We start from the raw sequence: 20,146 nt of genomic DNA, 5'->3' as shown, positions 1-20,146 counted from the left end.
CCCGAGGAGTAGAGTCAGGCCTTCTGGCTGTGCAGGTTTTTCATCGCGCGGTTCCATTCACCGGCGAAGATATCCGGCAGCACGCCGAGGGCAAAATCGATGCTGGCATCGAGTTTTTCCTGTTCGGCGCGTGGCGCACGACCCAGGACAAAGTTTGAAACCATACTGGCAACACCTGGGTGGCCGATGCCGAGCCGCAGGCGGTGAAAGGTATTCTGATTGCCGAGCTGCGCGATGATGTCCCGCAGTCCGTTGTGCCCGCCATGCCCGCCGCCGGTCTTGAGCTTGGCGACGCCGGGAGGCAAGTCGAGTTCGTCGTGGGCCACCAGGATTTCTTCCGGCTTGATGCGGAAGAAGCCGGCAAGCGCCGCCACGGCCTGGCCGCTGCGGTTCATGTAGGTGGTGGGAATCAACAGACGAATGTCCTGACCCTGGTGACTGAAGCGCCCGGTCAGGCCGAAATATTTGCGATCGGCGACAAGGTTGACACCTTGTTTCTCGGCGATGCGCTCAACAAAAAGGGCCCCTGCGTTATGCCGGGTCTGTTCGTATTCGGCGCCTGGATTACCCAGGCCAACGATCAGTTTGATGGCAGTCACGATAGGGGCCCTTCTTTGGAGTGGTGGATAACATCGCCGCAACCGGTGCTACGGCGAAAGGGGACGACAAAAGCTTGGTTGCCTTGCGGCAAACTTCGCGTTCTCGCCCGCTTTCTCGCTACGTTCCAGTCCGCGATGTGTTCCGCTCAACTCCGGCGTCAGAGTGAATTACTCTGCTGCGCCTTCTTCTTTCTCAGAAGCAACACGTGGTGCGTAGACGTTGGCTACTGCCAGGTCGTTGCCGTGCGCCAGAGCAACAAACTCAACGCCTTTAGGAGCGGTGAGGTTGGACAGGTGGATCACGGTGCCGATGTCGGTCTCGGTCATGTCGACTTCGATGAACTCAGGCAGGTCTTTCGGCAGGCAGGAAACTTCGATCTCGGTGGTAGCGCGGAAGATTTCGCCGCCTTTCTTGATCGGTGCCGCTTCGTTGATCAGGTGCACTGGAACCATGGCGGTCAGTTTCTGACCGGCAACTACGCGTACGAAGTCAGCGTGCAGCACGTGGCCTTTGGCAGGGTGACGTTGCAGGGCCTTGATCACGACGTTCTGCTTGGTGCCACCAACGTTCAGCTCGATGATGTGGCTGTAGGCAGCTTCGTTTTCCAGCAGCTTGGCCACTTCTTTGGCCAGCATGCTGATGGACTCAGGGGCTTTGTCGCCACCGTAGACTACAGCTGGAACCAGGCTTGCGAGACGACGCAGGCGGCGGCTCGCACCTTTCCCCAGGTCGGAACGCAGTTCAGCATTCAGAGTAAAATCGTTCATGTTGTATCTCCAAAATAACCACACTCGCCCCAGCGTTTGCGACCAGCGCTAAAGGCGATATGGGCAAAAAAGCCCCGTCCCAACAGAAGTTGGGACGGGGCGCTTTTCGTCATCGGGATGTTTTACCGGGGACTAGCCCCTAGCGGAACATCGCGCTGATCGATTCTTCATTGCTGATGCGGCGGACCGCCTCGGCAACAACCGGTGCGATATCCAGTTGGCGGATACGCGCACAGGCTTGTGCTGCAGCGGACAGCGGGATGGTGTTGGTCACCACCAGCTCGTCCAGCACGGAATTTTCAATGTTTTCGATGGCCCGGCCCGACAGCACAGGGTGTGTGCAGTAGGCAAAGACCTTGGCTGCGCCATGCTCTTTCAGGGCCTTGGCCGCGTGGCACAGGGTGCCGGCGGTATCGACCATGTCATCGACCAGAATGCAGGTGCGTCCTTCGACGTCGCCGATGATATGCATCACTTCGGAGTGATTGGCTTTCTCACGACGCTTGTCGATGATCCCGAGATCAACGCCCAGGGACTTGGCCACGGCACGTGCACGCACGACGCCGCCAATGTCCGGGGACACGATCATCAAGTTTTCGAAACGCTGGTCTTCGATGTCATCCACCAGAACCGGGGAGCCGTAGATGTTATCTACCGGAATATCGAAGAAGCCCTGAATCTGGTCAGCATGCAGATCAACCGTGAGAACACGGTCGATGCCGACTACGGTAAGCATGTCAGCGACGACTTTCGCGCTGATAGCCACACGTGCGGAACGCGGACGGCGATCCTGACGGGCATAACCAAAATAAGGAATAACAGCAGTGATACGAGTCGCTGAGGAGCGGCGGAAGGCATCAGCCATCACGACGAGTTCCATCAGGTTATCGTTGGTCGGAGCGCAAGTCGGCTGAATAATGAAAACGTCTTTACCGCGGACATTTTCATTGATCTCGGCAGTAATTTCGCCGTCGGAGAATTTTCCAACAGAGATGTCACCGAGAGGGATATGCAGCTGACGTACTACACGCCGAGCCAGATCGGGGTTAGCGTTCCCCGTAAAGACCATCATCTTGGACACGCGCAGTACCTGAAGGCTGAGGGTATACCTGGATGAATATAGGAAAATGGCAGGGGCGGCTGGATTCGAACCAACGCATGGCAGGATCAAAACCTGCTGCCTTACCGCTTGGCGACGCCCCTGTATCTGTTGCTTCGAGTACCTGATACTCGATTCCTTTAGAGCAGACCTTGCAGCTTGCGATGCAACATCGAAACGTTGCTTCCTTTTGCTACAAACCCTGTAAGGGTCTCTGTAAGAAGGGCCGAGACTTTATCAGCTTCAGCTTTGCTTGGGAAGCCCCCAAACACACAACTTCCAGTTCCAGTCAGTTTTGCTTCGGTAAATTTACCTAGCAAATTCAATGCGTTACGTACTTCTGGGTAACGCCTTGCGACTACCGGAAGGCAGTCATTTCTGCTGTTTCCCTTGGGAACGGGGCGCACTTTAATGGGCGGAGTGTCACGTGTCAACAGCGGATCTGAAAAAATTTCTGCTGTACTTACAGACACTTGCGGGACCAGTACCAGATACCAGGGTTCTTCCGGAAATTCAGGGCTGAGTTTTTCCCCTACGCCTTCGGCGAACGCTGCGCGGCCGCGTACGAAAACCGGAACGTCGGCCCCCAGGGTCAATCCCAGTGCCGCGAGGCGGTCTTCATCCCAGCCCAGTTGCCAGAGATGATTCAGACCCAGCAGGGTTGTGGCGGCGTTGGAGCTGCCGCCGCCGATGCCGCCGCCCATGGGCAGGATCTTGTCGATCCAGATATCGATGCCCTGGGTGCAGCCGGATTGTTCCTGCAGCTTTTTCGCCGCCTTGACGATCAGGTTGCTGTCGTGGGGCACCCCCGGGAAGTCGGTGTGCAGGCGAATGACGCCGTCGTCACGCAGGGCGAAGGTGATTTCATCGCCGTAGTCGAGGAACTGGAACAGGGTCTGCAGCTCGTGATAACCGTCTTCACGGCGACCGAGGATATGCAGCATCAGATTGAGCTTGGCCGGGGAGGGCAGGGTCAGTTTTTCCATGCTCGGTCACTGCCCCAGCTTGCGCGGCTGCCATTCCTTGATCACCAGGGTGACGTCAAGGTCGCTGCCATGCAGTTTGATGCGTTCGGGCAGCCAGTAGCCGTTCTGCTCGGAATAGCTGCTGTATTCCACTTGCCAGCCATCCTGTTCCAGGCTGGCCAGGTGGCTGTCGCCGTCCAGGGTCAGGCGGCTCTTGCTGTCGGGGGCGGGCAGGCCACGAACCCACCAGGCCAGGTGAGAAACCGGCAGTTTCCAGCCGAGCTGTTCTTCAAGCAGGGTTTCCGGGCTGGTGGCTTCATAGCGGCCCTGGTTGGCCACTTCCAGGCTGACCTGGCCGGGGCGCCCGGTCAGGCGAGCCGCGCCGCGACCCAGCGGGCCGGAGAGGCGGATGTCGTAATAATCCTGGCGTTGCAGCCAGAACAGCGTGCCGCTCCCGGAATCCTTGGGCGCGCGGATGCCGATCTTGCCGTTGATCTGCCAGCCATCGAGGCCGGTCAGCTGATCCTTGTGCTGGCGCCATTGGGCGGGGTTGCCCTGGCCCTGGACTGATTCACGGGCGCCAAAGCCGGCGCAGCCGGCCAGCAGGGCGATGAAGCTGAAAACAATGAAGTGGCGCAAAAACATGGTCTTAAAGAGTCTCTGATCCGGTCAGGCGTTTGATGGTGTCGCGCAGGACAGGGCTATCGGGCTGGTCCTTGATGAACTTGCTCCAGATCTGCTTGGCCTCGCGCTGCTTGCCGTTGTTCCACAGCACTTCGCCCAGATGCGCCGCGACTTCCTGGTCGGGGAAGCGTTCCAGGGCCTGGCGCAGCAGCCGCTCGGCCTCGTCGAGGTTGCCCAGGCGGAAGTTCACCCAGCCCAGGCTGTCCATGACCGCCGGGTCGTCCGGGGTCAATTGGTGGGCCTGTTCGATCAGCACCTTGGCTTCGGCGTAGCGGGTGGTGCGGTCCGACAAGGTGTAGCCCAGGGCATTCAGGGCCATGGCGTTGTCCGGCTCGCGCTGGATGATCAGGCGCAGGTCTTTTTCCAGTTGCGCCAGATCATTGCGTTTTTCCGCCTGCATGGCGCGGGTGTAGAGCAGGTTCACGTCATCGGGATATTGCTGCAGGGCTTGCTGGATGGCTTTCCAGGCCCGGTCCCCCTGATTGTTCGCCGACAGGGTTTCGACTTCGACCAGGTACAGCTGGATGGCGTAGTCGGGCTGGGCATCGCGGGCGGCTACCAGGCGTTTTTGCGCCTCGTCGGTACGACCGTTGCTCATCAGGATATCGGCCTGGCGCAGTTGTGCCGGCAGATAGTCGTTGCCCGGGCCGACCTGGGCATACTCGATCAGCGCCCCTTGCGGATCGTTCAGTTCTTCGGCGATCCGTCCCAGGTTCAGGTGGGCGGAATCTTCGTGGCTTTCCCGGGCAATCAGGTCTTCCAGGTAGCCCTTGGCCTCTTCCCAAGCCTTGGCTTCCAGGCACACCAGGGCCAGGGAGTAACGCAGTTCGTCATCTTCCGGATACTGCTGGACCAGGCTGGAGAACTGAGTCTTGGCGTCCTCCATGCGGTCCTGCTCCACCAGCATGCGGGCGTAAGTCAGGCGCAGGCGCTTGTCATCCGGGTACTTGCGGATGCTTTTTTCCAGCAGTGGCAAGGCTTCCTTGCCGCGGTTCAGGCTTTGCAGCAGGCGGGCACGCAGCAGCAATGGCGCGACTTCGCCGTCTTCCGGCGGGTTCTGCTCCAGCAGGGTCAGGGCATCCTTGGCGTCGCCGTCCTGTTGCATCAGCAGGGCCTTGCCGAAGATCAGCTGGCTGTTGTGCGGGTGTTTCTGCAGCAGCCGGTCGAAGCTTTTCATCAGGCCGTTGCGGGTGTCCTGGTCGGTGTCGGCAGCCGACAGCGCCAGAAAGTCGAAATGGGTGTCGCCCTTGCCCTGCAGGACCTTCTCCATATAAAGCAAGGAGTCGTCATAACGACCGGCGCGGGCCAGCTGGATGGCGGCAGCCCGTTGCGCTTCCAGGTCGTCGGGGGCGTTCTTGGCCCAGATCAGCGACGTGTCCAGGGCCGCCTGATCGGCGCCCAGGTATTCGGCGATGCGAAAGGCTCGCTCGGAAATCCCCGGATCCTGGGTGTTGATGGCCTGGGTCACGTAGTTGTCCAGGGCAATGTCGAAACGATTGCGCTGACCCGCCAGCTCAGCGCTCAGCAGGCTGAAGATGGTGTCTTCACTGAACGAGGAATAAACCTTGGGCTTTTCAGGGGCGGGGGTGCTGTCTTCCACCGGCGACGTAGCGTCCGATGAAACGGGAGCCAGTGATTGGCAACCGCTGAGGAAGACAAGGGCGAGGAGCAACGCGGAGGATCTATTCATATAGGAAGAGGGCGACTAACCTGCGGTCGGATCATCATGACACAAGCCTTCGGTCAAACATAACCGAGACTCAACGGGATGCCAGAACAGAGGCAGTCTATTAGGACAATAGTCGGCGGTAGTTGTTCTGCGTCTGTCGAAGTAGGACAATTGCCGGCTTCTCGACATCATCAGCGACCTTGAATGGCCTTCCTTGCACTCGGTATTAACCACAAGACTGCTTCTGTAGACGTCCGCGAGCGCGTGGCCTTTACCCCTGAGCAGTTGGTTGAGGCCTTGCAGCAGCTCTGCCGACTCACCGACAGCCGCGAAGCTGCGATCCTCTCCACCTGCAATCGCAGTGAACTCTATGTAGAACAGGATCATCTTTCTGCGGATGTGGTGCTGCGCTGGCTGGCGGACTATCACCACCTGAGCCTAGACGAGCTGCGCGCCAGTGCCTATGTGCATGAAGACGATGCGGCAGTTCGTCACATGATGCGGGTGGCCTCGGGCCTGGATTCGCTGGTGTTGGGCGAGCCGCAGATCCTGGGGCAGATGAAGTCCGCCTACGCCGTGGCCCGTGAGGCCGGCACCGTCGGTCCGCTGCTGGGTCGGCTGTTCCAGGCCACCTTCAGCGCCGCCAAGCAGGTACGGACCGATACCGCCATCGGCGAGAACCCGGTGTCCGTGGCGTTTGCCGCGGTAAGCCTGGCCAAACAGATTTTCAGCGATCTGCAGCGCAGCCAGGCGTTGCTGATCGGCGCGGGCGAGACCATTACCCTGGTGGCCCGGCACCTGCATGACCTGGGGGTCAAGCGCATCGTCGTGGCCAACCGCACCCTGGAGCGCGCCAGCCTCCTGGCGGAGCAGTTCGGCGCCCACGCGGTGTTGCTATCGGACATTCCCCAGGAGCTGGTGCACAGCGATATCGTCATCAGTTCCACCGCCAGCCAGCTGCCGATCCTTGGCAAGGGCGCAGTGGAAAGCGCACTGAAGCTGCGCAAGCACAAGCCGATTTTCATGGTGGATATCGCCGTTCCCCGGGACATCGAGCCTGAAGTCGGCGAGTTGGACGACGTTTACCTCTATACCGTCGATGACCTGCACGAAGTGGTCGCGGAAAACCTCAAGAGCCGTCAGGGCGCGGCCCAGGCCGCCGAGGAGCTGGTGAACATCGGCGCCGAGGACTTCATGGTGCGCTTGCGGGAATTGGCGGCGGTGGACGTGCTCAAGGCCTATCGTCAACAGAGCGAGCGCCTGCGTGACGAAGAACTGCAGAAGGCTCTGCGCCTGTTGAGCAATGGCTCCAGCGCCGAGGACGTACTGGCCCAACTGGCCCGTGGCCTGACCAACAAACTGCTGCACGCGCCGAGCGTGCAGCTGAAAAAGCTGTCCGCCGAAGGTCGCCTCGATGCGCTGGCCATGGCTCAAGAACTCTTTGCCCTCGGTGAGGGCTCATCGGATAAAACCCCGTAATGAAAGCGTCACTGCTCAGTAAGCTGGACATTCTCCAGGATCGTTTCGAGGAACTGACCGCCTTGCTCGGCGATGCTGAGGTCATTTCCGATCAGGCCAAGTTCCGCACCTACTCCAAGGAGTACGCGGAAGTCGAGCCGATCGTTGCCTCCTACAAACAGGTACTCAAGGTCCAGGCCGATCTCGAAGGCGCCCAGGCGCTGCTCAAGGACAACGACCCGGACCTGCGGGAAATGGCCGCCGAGGAAGTGCGCGAGGCCAAGGAGCAACTGGCCGAGCTGGAAAGCGCCTTACAACGCATGTTGCTGCCCAAGGACCCCAACGACGGGCGCAACGTGTTCCTGGAAATCCGCGCCGGCACTGGCGGTGACGAGGCGGCGATCTTTTCCGGCGACCTGTTCCGCATGTATTCGCGCTACGCCGAACGGCGTGGCTGGCGGCTGGAGATCCTCTCGGAAAACGAGGGTGAGCACGGCGGCTATAAGGAAGTCATTGCCCGGGTCGAAGGCGAGAACGTCTACGGCAAGCTCAAGTTCGAGTCCGGCGCGCACCGTGTGCAGCGCGTGCCGGCCACCGAATCCCAGGGTCGCATCCACACCTCTGCGTGCACCGTGGCGGTGCTGCCCGAGCCGGACGAACAGGAAGCCATCGAGATCAACCCGGCGGACCTGCGCATCGATACCTATCGCTCCTCGGGCGCCGGCGGCCAGCACGTGAACAAGACCGACTCGGCGATCCGCATCACCCACATTCCTTCGGGGATCGTGGTGGAGTGCCAGGAAGAGCGTTCCCAGCACAAGAACCGGGCCCGGGCCATGTCCTGGCTGTCGGCCAAGCTCAACGACCAGCAGACCAGCGCCGCGGCCAATGCCATCGCCAGCGAGCGCAAGCTGCTGGTGGGCTCGGGGGATCGCTCCGAGCGCATCCGCACCTACAACTTCCCCCAGGGCCGGGTCACTGACCACCGGATCAACCTGACCCTGTATTCCCTGGACGAAATTCTCGCCGGGGGCGTCGAGGCAGTGATTGAACCGCTGCTGGCCGAATACCAGGCCGATCAACTTGCGGCATTGGGTGAGTAAATGACCATCATCGCCAGCCTGCTGCGCGCAGCTCAATTACCCGATTCGCCGACGCCGCGCCTGGATGCCGAGCTGCTCCTGGCGGCGGCCCTGGGCAAGCCCCGCAGCTTCCTGCACACCTGGCCGGAACGCATCGTGCCCAGCGAAGCCGCGCTGCTGTTCGCCGAGTACCTGCAACGACGTCGGTCCGGCGAGCCGGTGGCCTATATCCTCGGGCAACAGGGCTTCTGGAAGCTGGATCTGGAAGTGGCACCGCACACCCTGATTCCGCGCCCCGACACCGAGCTGCTGGTGGAGGCGGCGTTGGAACTGCTGCCAGCGACCCCGGCCAAGGTCCTCGACCTGGGCACCGGTAGCGGCGCGATCGCCCTGGCCCTGGCCAGCGAGCGTCCGGCCTGGAAGGTTACGGCCGTGGACCGGGTGCTGGAAGCCGTGGCCCTGGCCGAACGCAACCGCCAGCGCCTGCAGCTGGACAACGTCACGGTGCTCAGCAGCCACTGGTTCAGCGCGGTCGAGTCCCAGCGTTTCCACTTGATCGTCAGTAATCCTCCCTACATCGCCGAGGCCGATCCTCATCTGGCGGCCGGCGATGTGCGTTTCGAACCCGAAAGCGCCCTGGTGGCGGGCAAGGACGGTCTGGACGATCTGCGCCTGATCGTCGACCAGGCCCCGCAGCACCTGGAAGCCGGTGGCTGGCTGATGCTCGAGCATGGCTACGATCAGGCTGGCGCGGTGCGCGAATTGTTGACGGCCCGGGGGTTCATCGAAGTCCACAGCCGCATCGACCTGGGTGGTCATGAACGCATCAGCCTCGGGTGCCTGCCGTGCTGACCGATCAGGAGCTGTTGCGCTATAGCCGGCAGATTCTGTTGCAGCACGTCGACATCGATGGCCAGTTGCGCCTCAAGCAGAGCCGGGTACTGATTGTCGGCCTCGGCGGCCTTGGTGCCCCGGCGGCGCTGTACCTGGCCGCGGCCGGGGTCGGCGAGCTGCACCTGGCTGACTTCGACAGCGTGGACCTGACCAACCTGCAGCGCCAGATCATCCACGACAGCCAGAGTGTCGGGGTCAGTAAGGTGGATTCGGCCATCAGCCGGCTGTCCGCCCTCAACCCGGAAATCCGCCTGGTGCCCCATCGCCAGGCGCTGGACGTCGACAGCCTGGCCGCCGCCGTGGCCGCGGTGGACCTGGTGCTTGATTGCTCCGACAACTTCAGTACCCGCGAGGCGGTGAACGCCGCGTGCGTGGCGGCCGGCAAGCCCCTGGTCAGCGGTGCGGCGATTCGCCTGGAAGGGCAGTTGTCGGTGTTCGACCCGCGCCGCCCGGAAAGCCCTTGCTACCACTGCCTGTACGGGCATGGCAGCGAAGCCGAGCTGACCTGCAGCGAGGCCGGAGTGCTCGGTCCGCTGGTGGGCACCGTGGGCAGCCTGCAGGCGCTGGAAGCCCTGAAGCTGCTGGCCGGGTTTGGCGAGCCTCTGGTGGGTCGACTGTTATTGATCGATGCCCTGGGGACGCGCTTTCGTGAACTGCGCGTCAAGCGTGATCCCGGTTGCAGCGTTTGCGGAGTTCAGCATGAGTGAAGCGCCCGTGGCGGTGTTCGATTCCGGTGTCGGCGGTCTGTCGGTACTGGCGGAAATTCAGCGCCTGCTGCCCAACGAATCACTGCTGTACTTTGGCGATTGCGGGCATATTCCCTACGGCGAAAAGACCCCGGAGTTCATTCGTCAGCGTTGTGCCCTGATGGCGCGTTACTTCCGCGAACAGGGCGCCAAGGCCCTGGTCCTGGCCTGCAACACCGCCACCGTGGCCGGCGTGGCCGATCTGCGCCGCGATTACCCGGACTGGCCCATCGTCGGCATGGAGCCTGCGGTCAAGCCCGCTGCGGCGGCGACCCGCAGCGGGGTGGTCGGGGTGCTGGCCACCACCGGCACCTTGCAGAGTGCCAAGTTCGCCGCCTTGCTCGATCGCTTCGCCGCGGATGTGAAAGTGGTCACCCAGCCCTGTCCCGGCCTGGTGGAAATGATCGAAAACGGCGACCTCGACAGCAGCGCCCTGCGGCAACTGTTGCAGGGCTATGTCGAACCGCTGCTGGCGGCCGGCTGCGACACCATCATCCTGGGGTGCACCCACTATCCGTTTCTCAAGCCGGTGCTGCTGCAGATGCTGCCGCCCCACATCAGCCTGATCGACACGGGCGGCGCCGTTGCCCGGCAGTTGCAACGCCTCTTGGACGAGGGCGAGCTACGGGCCCGGGGCCCGGCCCGGGAGACTCGTTTCTGGACCAGCGGCGACGTCCCGCACTTTGTCCACGTGTTGCCGCTTTTGTGGAAAGGCCCTGCTAGCGTTCAGCGTTTCGAGTTGTGAAAAAACCTGAAAAACCCTCGACCGTAGCTGAACTTCCGAGCGCGCGCAGGCTTCTATAACTTTTCCAGAAGGTTGTACAAGACCATAGGTAACCGTTGAAAAAGGACGTTCCTGATGAAGCGACTGTTGTGTTTGGCCGCGCTGGCGGCCGGGTTGTTGGGGCACAGTTTTTCCGCGCAGGCGGCCGGAGTCGAGTTCTCCGTGGGACAAACCGGCGATTCGACCCAGACCTACCGCCTGGGTATGCAATGGGACTGGGACAAGAGCTGGCTGCAAAGTGATGTCGGTCGCCTGACTGGGTACTGGAGCGGCGCCTACACCTATTGGGATGGCGACAAGAAATCGAGCAATCACAGCCTGTCGTTTTCGCCGGTACTGGTCTATGAGTTCGCCGGGGCCCGCGTCAAGCCTTACATCGAGGCGGGGATCGGGGTGGCAGCCTTTGCCCACACCGAGGTCGAGGACAACAAGCTCGGCTCATCCTTCCAGTTCGAAGACCGCATCGGTTTCGGCCTGCGTTTCGCCGGCGGGCATGAAGTCGGGATCCGCGCCACCCATTACTCCAACGCCGGGATTCAAACCCCCAACGACGGTATCGAAAGCTACGCGCTGCATTACACGATGCCGCTCTGAGACCGCTATCAGCGATACGCCGTGGCGATTCCCCGGCGTTCGCTCAAGCAATCGGCCTCTCCCAGCTCGAACTCGCGACAGATCAGTGGCCGCAGCTCATAGATGCTGCAGCGCATGCTGTCGCGGTCCAGGGCCGCGCACCAGCCGTCGTCCAGGCGGCGCATGACTTCGCCGCCCCAGTCGTCGGTGTCGATAAAGCGTTCGGGCACCCCGGTGTCGGTGATCAGCATCACTTCCAGCTGGCAGCAGCAGGCGGCGCAGGTCGAGCAACTGATGGCCGGTTCGGGGACGGGGACAACGGGAATGGTGATCATAGGCGCGCAGTGTAAGGCAGTCGGCCCCTGCTGTGGGAAAGCCCGGACGGACGCTCAGTCCGGGATGGCTGCCTGCGGTTCTTCCGCAGTGGGGCGTGCGAGCACGTGCAGCAGCGGCAGCAGCATGCTCCACAGCAGTCCCAGCCCCAGCAGGGTTGGCCACAGGCCAAAGGCAAAGCTCACTCCGGCCAGGCGGCCCCCGGCGTAATAGGACAGCGGTCCGCACAGTGCGCCAACCAGGCAGGTCAGCCACCAGGGCCGGGCGGTCCACGCCAGGCAGTGGCGCAGAGTGGTTCCCAGCAAGGCCCAGAGCACGATCAGCCACAGGGGAATCAGCAGGCTCACTTGCTGGAACTGGAACACCCCCAGCCAGTGCAGGAAGCTGTCCAGGGTAATGCCGGTCAGGGCGACCCCGAAAATCATCCGGCCTTCCGCGGCCCAGCTGCCGATCCAGCGAAAATGCGCCAGCAGGATCGCCACCCCCAGCAGCAGCCAGGCGCTGTCGCCGGACAGCACACAGATGAACCAGCCCAGCTGGAACAGCAGGGCGTTGGCCAGTTGTTTACGCATCGAAACGTCCCAGCAGGGGTTGCGGCACCGCCGAGGGTTTGGCCAGAAGCATTTGCGCGGTGCCGATGCTGCGCTCCAGGAAACCGCCTTCGCAGTAGCACAGGTAGAACTCCCACAGGCGCAGGAAGTACGCGTCATAGCCCAGCTCGCTCAGGCGGCCGTGGGCGCGGCGGAAGTTCTCGTGCCACAGGCGCAGTGTGCGGGCGTAGTGCAGGCCGAAATCCTCCATGTGCAGCAGGTTCATGTCGGTGTCGCGGCTGACCACTTCGAGCATCTTGTGCACGCTGGGCAGGGCGCCGCCGGGGAAGATGTAGCGCTGGATGAAGTCCACGCCGTTCTTCGCCTGTTCATAGCGCTGGTCACGGATGGTGATGGCTTGCAGCAGCATCAGGCCGTTGCTTTTGAGCAACTTCGCGCACTGCTGGAAGTAGGTGGGCAGGAAGCGGTGGCCCACGGCTTCGATCATTTCGATGGACACCAGCTTGTCGTAATGCCCGTCCAGGTCGCGATAGTCCTCCAGCAACAGGGTCACCCGGTCCTGCAGGCCGGCGGCGTCGATGCGCTGGCGGGTATAGGCGAACTGTTCCTTGGACAAGGTGGTGGTGGTCACGCGGCACCCGTAGTTCTGCGCCGCATACAGCGCCATGCTGCCCCAGCCGGTGCCGATCTCCAGCAGGTGATCCTCGGGCTTGAGCGCGAGTTTCTGGCAGATGCGCTCCAGTTTGTTCAACTGGGCCTGCTCCAGGCTGTCGTCCTCGCTGCGAAATTGCGCGGCCGAATACATCATCGTGGGGTCGAGAAACTGCTCGAACAGCTCATTGCCGAGGTCGTAGTGGGCGGCGATGTTTTTCTGCGAGCCCTTGCGCGTGTTGCGATTGAGCCAGTGCAGGCCGCGTACCAACGGCCGGCCGAGTCGCGCCAGGCCGCCTTCCATGGCATCCAGCACGTCCAGGTTGCTGACGAAGACGCGGATCACCGCCGTCAGGTCCGGGGTGCTCCAGTAGCCGTGGATGAACGCTTCGCCGGCACCGATCGAGCCGCTGCTGGCCACCAGCCCCCAGGCGCTGCTGTCGTGGATATGGATCTCACCCACCAAGGCCGCCGTGCGGTCGCCGAAGACCAGGCGCTCGGCATTTTCGATGACCAGCAATTGGCCGTGCTTGAGGTGCGCCAGTTGCCGCAGCACGCCGCGACGCAACAGGTTGGCGGTCAGGCTGTGGGTGCTGAACAGGGTATTTCTGGCCGATACGCTAGAGGATTTCATGGCGGCGATCCTTGGGTTGTACAGCGGCTGTGCGATAGGCGCCGTCGGCGGCCTCATGGGGAAAGAAGGTGATGCCCTTGGCGGTCAGGCGCAGGGCCTGCCAGTAGATGGCCAGGCAGGTCTTGGCGGTCATCCATGGAAAACTGCGCAGGTACTGGTGCAGGCTGCGGCGATCCAGGGCCTGGCGCTGCAGGCTGAGGGTGGCGTCGAATACCTTCAGATCACCCTGCCAGTCGGCCATGTGTACCCCGAGCCGCTCGGCTGGTGGGCTGAAGCTCATGCGGTACTCAAGGTCCCGGGGCAGGAACGGTGACACATGAAAGGCCTTGGCCACGGCGAAGTGCTGGTGCTCGGGAGCCGTGGCACTGTCCGGGCGGGCCGGCAGCACATAGTGATAACGCTCGCGCCACGGGGTGTTGGTGACTTCACAGAGAATCGCCGCCAGTTGCCCGTCGGCCTCGAAGCAGTAGAAGAAACTCACCGGATTGAACGCCAGGCCCCAGCTGCGCACCTGGGTCAACAGGCGCACTGCGCCGCCCGGCACATGGCCGATGGCCGCGGCCACTTGCTGGCGTACCGCGTCGATCAGGCGCATGCCCTGGCCGGTGAAGTCTTTCAGGTAATCGCTTTCGCGGAAGGCGAAGGGGGCGAAACGGCTGCGGCCCGCCAGGGGCGAGAGTCCCAGCACCGCCTCCTGCTCGTCCAGGTCCAGGTACAAGAGGCCGATCCGATAGCGGAAGGCATGGTCCTTGGGGGCGAAGCGCCGGTGGCTGATCCAGCCGCTGTACAGGGCACTGTTCACAGTTGTTCACCAAAGGCCTGGGCCACGCGCAACGCACTGACCACGCCGTCTTCGTGAAAGCCGTTGGCCCAGTAGGCGCCGCAGTAGAAGCTGTGCTGGGCGCCTTGCAGCTCGCTCCAGCGGGCCTGGGCCGCCACCGCTTCGAGGCTGTACTGGGGGTGGGCGTAAGTGAAGCGGGCAAGGATTTGCGTCGGGTCGATGACCGCGGTCTGGTTGAGGCTGACGCAGAAGGTGGTGTCGCTCTTCAGGCCTTGCAGGATGTTCATGTCGTAGGTCACGGCGGCGGCTTTGTCGCCGCTGGCGTCCAGGCGGTAGTTCCAGCTGGCCCAGGCCAGGCGCCGGCGGGGCAGCAGCCGGGTATCGGTGTGCAGTACCACGTCATTGTCGGCGTAGGGCAGGGCCTGGAGAATCTCCCGCTCGGCCCGGCTGGGGCTGGCCAGCAGTTGCAGGGCCTGGTCGCTGTGACAGGCGAACACCACCTTGTCGAAGCGTTCGCTGCCGGCGGCGCTGTGGATCAGCACGCCGGTTTCGTCGCGCTCGACCCGTTGCACCGGGCAGTCGAGTCGGATGTGCTGGCGGAACGAGGCGGTCAGCGGTTCGATATAGCGGCTTGAGCCGCCTTCGATCACGCACCACTGGGGACGATTGTTCACCGACAGCAAGCCGTGGTTCTTGAAGAAGCGCACAAAGAACTGCAAGGGGAAACCGAGCATCTGCACCCGTGACATCGACCAGATCGCCGACCCCATGGGCACGATGTAGTGCTGGATGAAACGCTCGCCATAGCCCTGGTTTTTCAGGTAGTCGCCAAGGGTGGTGTCGGCGGCGATCCGTTGCTGCTGCAGATCGAGCAAGGCGGCTTTGTTGAAGCGCAGAATGTCCCGCAGCATGCCCCAGAACCCGGGCGACAGCAGGTTGCGCCGCTGGGCGAACAGGCTGTTGAGGTTGTTGCCGTTGTACTCCAGGCCCGAGGCCGGATCGCACACTGAGAAGCTCATCTCGGTGGGTTTGAACTTGACCCCGATCTGGCCCAGCAGGCGGATGAAGTTGGGGTAGGTCCAGTCGTTGAAGACGATGAAACCGGTGTCCACGGATTGGGTTTCGCCGTTGTGGCTGACCTCCACGGTGTGGGTGTGACCGCCGATCCAGCTGCCGGCCTCGAAGACCCGGATGTCATGGCGACGGTTGAGAACGTAGGCGCAGGTCAGGCCGGCGATGCCGCTACCGATAATGGCGATTTTCACGATGCACTCCCCGTGCGGGCCAGGCGTTTGGCGATGGCCAGTTGCAGGCGGCCGGGCAGCCAGGACAGCAGCTTGAGGCCGAAGATGAACGGGGCGGGGAAAGCGATCTCCAGATCCCGGTGTGACAGACGCTTGTGGATATGTCGGGCGGCCTTGGCGGCGGGCCAGCTCATGGGCATGGCAAAGTCGTTGCGCGCGGTCAGCGGGGTATCGACGAAGCCCGGGCTGACCACGGTGACGTCGATGCCCTCGGCGGCCAGGTCGATGCGCAAGGATTGCAGCAGGTAACGCAGGGCGGCCTTGGAGGCGCCGTAGGCGCCGGCTCGGGGCAGCGGCAGATAGGTCACGGAACTGGCCACGCCCACCAGGTGGGGCTGATTGCCGGCCCGCAACAAGGGCAGTGCGGCTTCGATGCAATAGCCGGCGGACAGCAGGTTGCTGTTGAGCACACGCTGGATCAGCGCCGCGTCGAATTGCTGCACGTCGATGTATTCACAAGTGCCGGCATTGAGAATCGCCGTGTCCAGGGCGCCCCAGGCCTGGGCGATGCGCTTGCCGATCTCGCGCACCTGCAGGGCGTCGGTGAGATCGCCGGGCACCACCAGCACCCGACCCGGATACCGCTGGGCCAGGGCCTCCAGGGGCTCGCGCGAACGGGCGCTGACGGCCACTTGGGCGCCAGCCTTGAGCAGCTCTTCGGCCAGCGCCGCACCGATGCCGCTGCTGGCACCGGTGAGCCAGATTCGCCGTGGCATTGCCGGGTTCATCCGAGCCTCCTTTTCAACCAGGCGATCACCGCGCCGAGTACCGGCAGGTGTTCATAGAGCAGCGCGCCGGCGTCGAAATAGTCGCGATGCCGATAAACCTTCTCGTCACGCCAGTGCAGGTGCGAGCAGCCGGCGACCCGGACCAGTTGGCCAGCGCGCAGGCGCGGGTGGCGGTAGCTCATGGTCCAGCGCAGGTAGCCCTGGCCTTCGCCGCAGGTGTCGATGCCGTGGAAGTCGAAGCGCAGCTCGCTGACATTGGCGTACAGCTCGGCGAAGTAGTGCTGCAGGCGCGGCAAGCCATTGACCTCGTGCAGCGGGTCGGTGAACTGGATGTCCTCGCTGTAGAGCTGATCCAGGCGCTGCAGGTTGTGCTTGTCGAGGCTGGCGAAGTCCCGGGCGAAGCGCTGGAGGAAGTCAGTCATGGGAACCTCCCGCGTCCGGCCGCGCAGGCAGGGCCTTGAAGGCGGCGAGGGCGCGATCCCGGGACATGGCCAGGTCGACCATGGGCGCCGGGTAGTCGGCGACTGCGAACAGGCCGCCCATGGCCCCCGGGTTGTGGATATCCTTTTTGTTCAACCCCGCCAGTTGCGGCAGCCAGTGCTTGATGAAGCGTCCTTCGGCATCGAAACGTTCCGACTGGCTCACGGGGTTGAAAATGCGGAAGTACGGCGCGGCGTCGGTGCCGGTGGAGGAACTCCATTGCCAGCCGCCATTGTTCGCCGCCAGGTCGCCGTCGATCAGGTGGCGCATGAAGAAGCGCTCGCCTTCACGCCAGTCGATCAGCAGGTTCTTGGTCAGGAACATCGCCACCACCATTCGCAGGCGGTTGTGCATCCAGCCGGTCTCCAGCAGTTGGCGCATGGCGGCGTCGATGATCGGCAGGCCGGTGCGGCCTTCTTGCCAGGCCGCCAGGTCTTCGGGGGCGTCGCGCCAGGCCACCGCCTCGGTTTCCGGGCGGAAGGCGCGGTGCCGGGAAACCCGTGGGTAACCCACCAGGATGTGTTTGTAGAACTCGCGCCACAGCAGTTCGTTGATCCAGGTGACGGCGCCGGGATTGCCGCTTTCGAACTCTCCCTGGTTGCAGCGCAAGGCGGCGTGCAGGCATTGCCGCGGCGAGATCACTCCGGCGGCAAGGTAGGGCGAAAGCTGGCTGGTGCCGGGCTTGGCCGGGAAGTCGCGTTCGCTCTGGTAGTAGTGGATCTGCTCGTCGGTGAACTGTTCCAGGCGGCCCAGGGCCTGATCTTCGCCGGCCGGCCAGAGGTCGCGCAGTGATTGGCTGGGGGACGGGAAGCCGTCGATATGACGGGGCACGGGATCGGCCTGGATCGACAGCGGCAATTGCGCCTTGGGGCTGGCGACCAGGGCCGGCAGTGCGCTGTGCAGGCGGCTGTAGCAGACCTTGCGGAACTGGCTGAATACCTGGAAGTAGCCGCCGCTCTTGGTCAGCACGCTACCGGGCTGGAACAGCAGTTGATCGAGGTGGCCCTGGACGCTGATGTCGGCCTCTTCCAGAACCCGGGTCACCGCGGCGTCGCGACGGCTTTCGTGGATCCCGTATTCCTGGTTGAAATGCAGCATGCGTACCTGCAGTTGCCGGCACAGTTCCAGCAGGACCTGGGGCGCCTGGTCCCAGGTGGCGGCGCTGCGGATCAGCAGGGGGATGTTCAGGCGGCCCAGGGCCTTGCTCAACGACTGCAGATTGCGCAGCCAGAAGTCGACCTTGCACGGCGCATCGTCGTGGGCCTGCCACTGCTCCGGGCTCAGCAGGTACACCGCTACGGTCGGGCCACGCTGGGTGGCGGCGCAGAGGGCGGTGTTGTCATGTAGGCGCAGATCGCTGCGCAGCCAGATCAATTGCATGCTGATTCCCGGTTCAGAAGAGTCCTCGCTCGAGCAGCGCCTGGCAGGCCGTTATCGGGTCCTGGGCCAGGTGCAGATCGGCGATTTCAGAGAGACATACGGACCACTCGGCGGGATGGATGCACACCGCGGGTCCGGCGATGAATTTTTTGCAGCCGATGCCGTTGAGCAGCCTGGGCAACTGCGCAGGGTTGAGAGCCTTGCTTGAATACAGCAGCAGGCCCCGGGCCTGCAGGCGTTCGACGGCCAGGGCCAGTTCGGCGCCGGGCAGTGGCCAGTCGAAGACTTCCACCGGGCAATCGGCGCTGCTGGCCAGCCAGGCGGTCAGCCACAGGTGGGGTTCCAGCGGCAGGTCCGACTGGTTGACCAGCAGCAGCGGTGGGGCCTGCAGCTGTCGATTGTTGTGGTAGATCCGTGCCCCCAGCTTGCTGCGCAGCCAGGAGTAGAAGAACACCTGCTCCATCTGGCTGCCGAACTGACCCTGCCAGCGCTGCTCCAGTTCTGCCAGCAACGGCATCAACAGGTGCTCGCACAGGGTGCGCGGCGGATACAGGGCCATGGCCTGGTTGAAGGTGTCGTCGACCTTGCGCTCGGCCAGTTGGCTGATCGCCAGGCTCAGGGTCTGGCGCAGGCGCTGCCAGTCGTTCTCGGCCGGTGTGCTGGCGCTTGGGGCGCTGTCCAGCAGGTGCTTGACCTGGCTGACCGCCACCCCGCGATTGAGCCAGGTGAGGATGGTGAGAATTTCCTGCACCTGCTCCTGGGAGTACAGGCGGTGGCCCTTTGGGGTGCGCAGGGGCACGATCAGTCCGTAACGGCGCTCCCAGGCGCGCAGGGTGACGGCGTTGACCCCGGTCTGGCGCGCCACTTCGCGAATCGGCAGCCAGCCTTCATCCAGGGCGCGCCGGTAGTGGGCGCTGTTGTCTTCGGCCTGTTGATCGAGTGCTTTCATGGCTCAGATCGCGTTGCGCAGGCTGAGGTTTTCCGGGTGCGGCTGCAAATACAACTGCTGGGCGATGTAGGGATCGGGGTGCTGGCGGAAGTGGTGCTTGAGCAGGGTCAGGGGCACCACCAGAGGCACGATGCCGTGACGGTACTGACCAATGACATGCTGCACTTCCTGCTTGTCCGCGCTGCTGATGGCTTGCTTGAGGTAGCCGCTCAGGTGCTGCAGCACATTGCTGTGGGTGCCGCGGGTCGCGCATTTGCTCAGCGCCGCCATCAGCTCGCTGAAATAGCGCGGGCCGATCAGGCTCGGATCGCTCTTGCCCATGCTGCCCAGCAGATTGCCCAGGGTCTTGTACTGCACCGGGTGATGGGCCATCAGCAGGTATTTGCAGCGCGAGTGGAAGTCCGTGAGGGCGCGGCGAGTCAGGCCCTGCTTGAGCAGCGCCTGCCAGTCGCGATAGACGTAGACCCGAGTCAGGAAGTTTTCCCGCAGCACCGGATCGTTCAGGCGCCCGGCTTCTTCCACTGGCAGATCGGGATGTTTCTGACAGAACGCCTGGGCATAGATGCCGCGACCGCCGTTGCGATGGGGAATGCCGTTGGCCTGGTACACCTTGACCCGCTCCAGGCCGCAGGAGGGCGAGTTCTGCATGAAGATGTAGCCGCAGATGTCATCGACCTCGGCCGCCATGCGCTCGCCATATTCGGCCAGGGGCAGGGTGACGTCCAGGCTGGGGTCCACGGTGCCCACGGCCCGCGGCTGCTCGGGGTCGCCGACCAGTCGGATAGGTTCGCGGGGGGTACCCATGCCAATAGCGACTTCCGGGCACAGGGGCAGGAAGTCGAAGTGTTCGCTGAGGACTCGGCTGCACAGCCGGGACTCTTTGTGTCCACCGTTGTAGCGGACTTCCACACCCATCAGGCAGGCGCTGATGGCAATTTTCGGCTTGGCGGACATGCTGCAACCTCCAGGGCTTACCTGTACAAAAACCTGACGTTGTACAACTTGTCTTCATCATAGAATTAAAGTTGTACAAG

Annotated in this window: 22 protein-coding genes and 1 tRNA gene; 6 read left to right on the top strand and 17 right to left on the bottom strand. The window is 63.0% G+C overall.

Translation table 11 applies throughout. The features are described from left to right. Window positions 1-14: 14 nt before the first annotated feature. From pth to POS17_RS25265, 7 genes are all read right to left on the bottom strand, one after another. A complete protein-coding gene (gene pth, locus POS17_RS25295) occupies window positions 15-599 on the bottom strand; it encodes an aminoacyl-tRNA hydrolase (protein ID WP_060841030.1) in 585 nt (194 codons plus the stop codon). Window positions 600-767: 168 nt separating this feature from the next. Then, window positions 768-1,367, bottom strand: coding sequence for a 50S ribosomal protein L25/general stress protein Ctc (locus tag POS17_RS25290; RefSeq protein WP_060841029.1), 600 nt, complete (start codon window positions 1,365-1,367; stop codon window positions 768-770). Window positions 1,368-1,506: 139 nt separating this feature from the next. After that, entirely contained in the window at window positions 1,507-2,448 is a 942-nt protein-coding gene (locus tag POS17_RS25285) for a ribose-phosphate pyrophosphokinase (protein WP_003171603.1), read from the bottom strand. A 47-nt stretch (window positions 2,449-2,495) separates the two neighbouring features. Beyond that, window positions 2,496-2,570, bottom strand: a tRNA-Gln gene (locus POS17_RS25280). A gap of 36 nt (window positions 2,571-2,606) precedes the next feature. Continuing rightward, complete coding sequence (gene ispE / locus POS17_RS25275) at window positions 2,607-3,452, bottom strand: 4-(cytidine 5'-diphospho)-2-C-methyl-D-erythritol kinase (RefSeq protein ID WP_060841028.1); 846 nt, start codon at window positions 3,450-3,452, stop codon at window positions 2,607-2,609. A gap of 6 nt (window positions 3,453-3,458) precedes the next feature. Then, on the bottom strand, window positions 3,459-4,076 hold the full coding sequence (lolB, locus tag POS17_RS25270) for a lipoprotein insertase outer membrane protein LolB (protein ID WP_060841027.1): 618 nt from the start codon (window positions 4,074-4,076) through the stop codon (window positions 3,459-3,461). 4 nt (window positions 4,077-4,080) lie between these two features. Then, window positions 4,081-5,805 (bottom strand): tetratricopeptide repeat protein, encoded by a 1,725-nt coding sequence (locus POS17_RS25265; RefSeq protein ID WP_060841026.1) that lies wholly within the window; start codon window positions 5,803-5,805, stop codon window positions 4,081-4,083. A 183-nt stretch (window positions 5,806-5,988) separates the two neighbouring features. Between POS17_RS25265 and hemA the strand changes: the two genes are divergently transcribed. The 6 genes from hemA (at window position 5,989) to POS17_RS25235 (ending at window position 11,342) form a co-directional block, all read left to right on the top strand. Next, on the top strand, window positions 5,989-7,263 hold the full coding sequence (gene hemA / locus POS17_RS25260) for a glutamyl-tRNA reductase (protein WP_016965522.1): 1,275 nt from the start codon (window positions 5,989-5,991) through the stop codon (window positions 7,261-7,263). Beyond that, entirely contained in the window at window positions 7,263-8,345 is a 1,083-nt protein-coding gene (gene prfA, locus POS17_RS25255; RefSeq protein WP_060841025.1) for a peptide chain release factor 1, read from the top strand. The genes hemA and prfA overlap by 1 nt, the downstream gene beginning before the upstream one ends. After that, window positions 8,346-9,176 (top strand): peptide chain release factor N(5)-glutamine methyltransferase, encoded by an 831-nt coding sequence (gene prmC / locus POS17_RS25250; protein WP_060841024.1) that lies wholly within the window; start codon window positions 8,346-8,348, stop codon window positions 9,174-9,176. Next, entirely contained in the window at window positions 9,170-9,925 is a 756-nt protein-coding gene (locus POS17_RS25245) for a molybdopterin-synthase adenylyltransferase MoeB (protein WP_060842014.1), read from the top strand. The genes prmC and POS17_RS25245 overlap by 7 nt, the downstream gene beginning before the upstream one ends. Continuing rightward, window positions 9,918-10,709, top strand: coding sequence for a glutamate racemase (gene murI, locus POS17_RS25240; RefSeq protein WP_060841023.1), 792 nt, complete (start codon window positions 9,918-9,920; stop codon window positions 10,707-10,709). Before POS17_RS25245 ends, murI begins: the two co-directional genes overlap by 8 nt. A gap of 114 nt (window positions 10,710-10,823) precedes the next feature. Then, entirely contained in the window at window positions 10,824-11,342 is a 519-nt protein-coding gene (locus POS17_RS25235; protein ID WP_060841022.1) for an acyloxyacyl hydrolase, read from the top strand. 8 nt (window positions 11,343-11,350) lie between these two features. Here the strand turns inward: POS17_RS25235 and POS17_RS25230 are convergent, their stop codons facing one another. From POS17_RS25230 to POS17_RS25185, 10 genes are read right to left on the bottom strand one after another with little or no spacing between them, the layout of a single operon-like run. Continuing rightward, window positions 11,351-11,656, bottom strand: coding sequence for a YkgJ family cysteine cluster protein (locus tag POS17_RS25230; RefSeq protein ID WP_047306050.1), 306 nt, complete (start codon window positions 11,654-11,656; stop codon window positions 11,351-11,353). A 54-nt stretch (window positions 11,657-11,710) separates the two neighbouring features. Beyond that, window positions 11,711-12,226 carry a DUF2878 domain-containing protein gene (locus POS17_RS25225; RefSeq protein WP_060841021.1) on the bottom strand — a complete coding sequence of 172 codons (516 nt, stop codon included), beginning with the start codon at window positions 12,224-12,226 and terminating at the stop codon, window positions 11,711-11,713. Beyond that, a complete protein-coding gene (locus POS17_RS25220) occupies window positions 12,219-13,490 on the bottom strand; it encodes an SAM-dependent methyltransferase (RefSeq protein WP_060841020.1) in 1,272 nt (423 codons plus the stop codon). Before POS17_RS25220 ends, POS17_RS25225 begins: the two co-directional genes overlap by 8 nt. Beyond that, complete coding sequence (locus tag POS17_RS25215; RefSeq protein WP_060841019.1) at window positions 13,477-14,292, bottom strand: DUF1365 domain-containing protein; 816 nt, start codon at window positions 14,290-14,292, stop codon at window positions 13,477-13,479. Before POS17_RS25215 ends, POS17_RS25220 begins: the two co-directional genes overlap by 14 nt. Continuing rightward, entirely contained in the window at window positions 14,289-15,536 is a 1,248-nt protein-coding gene (locus tag POS17_RS25210; protein WP_060841018.1) for an NAD(P)/FAD-dependent oxidoreductase, read from the bottom strand. The genes POS17_RS25215 and POS17_RS25210 overlap by 4 nt, the downstream gene beginning before the upstream one ends. Further along, the gene (locus POS17_RS25205) at window positions 15,533-16,303 is read right to left on the bottom strand and encodes an SDR family NAD(P)-dependent oxidoreductase (protein ID WP_060841017.1); all 771 of its coding nucleotides are present in this window, start codon (window positions 16,301-16,303) and stop codon (window positions 15,533-15,535) included. The genes POS17_RS25210 and POS17_RS25205 overlap by 4 nt, the downstream gene beginning before the upstream one ends. Then, window positions 16,300-16,725: a nuclear transport factor 2 family protein gene (locus POS17_RS25200; RefSeq protein WP_060841016.1), complete on the bottom strand. Its 426-nt coding sequence runs from the start codon at window positions 16,723-16,725 to the stop codon at window positions 16,300-16,302. The genes POS17_RS25205 and POS17_RS25200 overlap by 4 nt, the downstream gene beginning before the upstream one ends. After that, window positions 16,718-18,163, bottom strand: a complete 1,446-nt coding sequence (phrB, locus tag POS17_RS25195) for a deoxyribodipyrimidine photo-lyase (RefSeq protein ID WP_060841015.1) — start codon at window positions 18,161-18,163, stop codon at window positions 16,718-16,720. The genes POS17_RS25200 and phrB overlap by 8 nt, the downstream gene beginning before the upstream one ends. A 13-nt stretch (window positions 18,164-18,176) precedes the next feature. Further along, window positions 18,177-19,112: a MerR family transcriptional regulator gene (locus tag POS17_RS25190; RefSeq protein WP_060841014.1), complete on the bottom strand. Its 936-nt coding sequence runs from the start codon at window positions 19,110-19,112 to the stop codon at window positions 18,177-18,179. 3 nt (window positions 19,113-19,115) lie between these two features. Further along, window positions 19,116-20,066 (bottom strand): YbgA family protein, encoded by a 951-nt coding sequence (locus POS17_RS25185; protein ID WP_060841013.1) that lies wholly within the window; start codon window positions 20,064-20,066, stop codon window positions 19,116-19,118. Window positions 20,067-20,146: the final 80 nt, after the last annotated feature.

Source organism: Pseudomonas sp. Os17, assembly GCF_001547895.1.
GTDB lineage: Bacteria > Pseudomonadota > Gammaproteobacteria > Pseudomonadales > Pseudomonadaceae > Aquipseudomonas.
The sequence above is the reverse complement of the archived record's forward strand: the minus strand, read 5'-3'. Positions and strand labels throughout refer to the sequence as shown.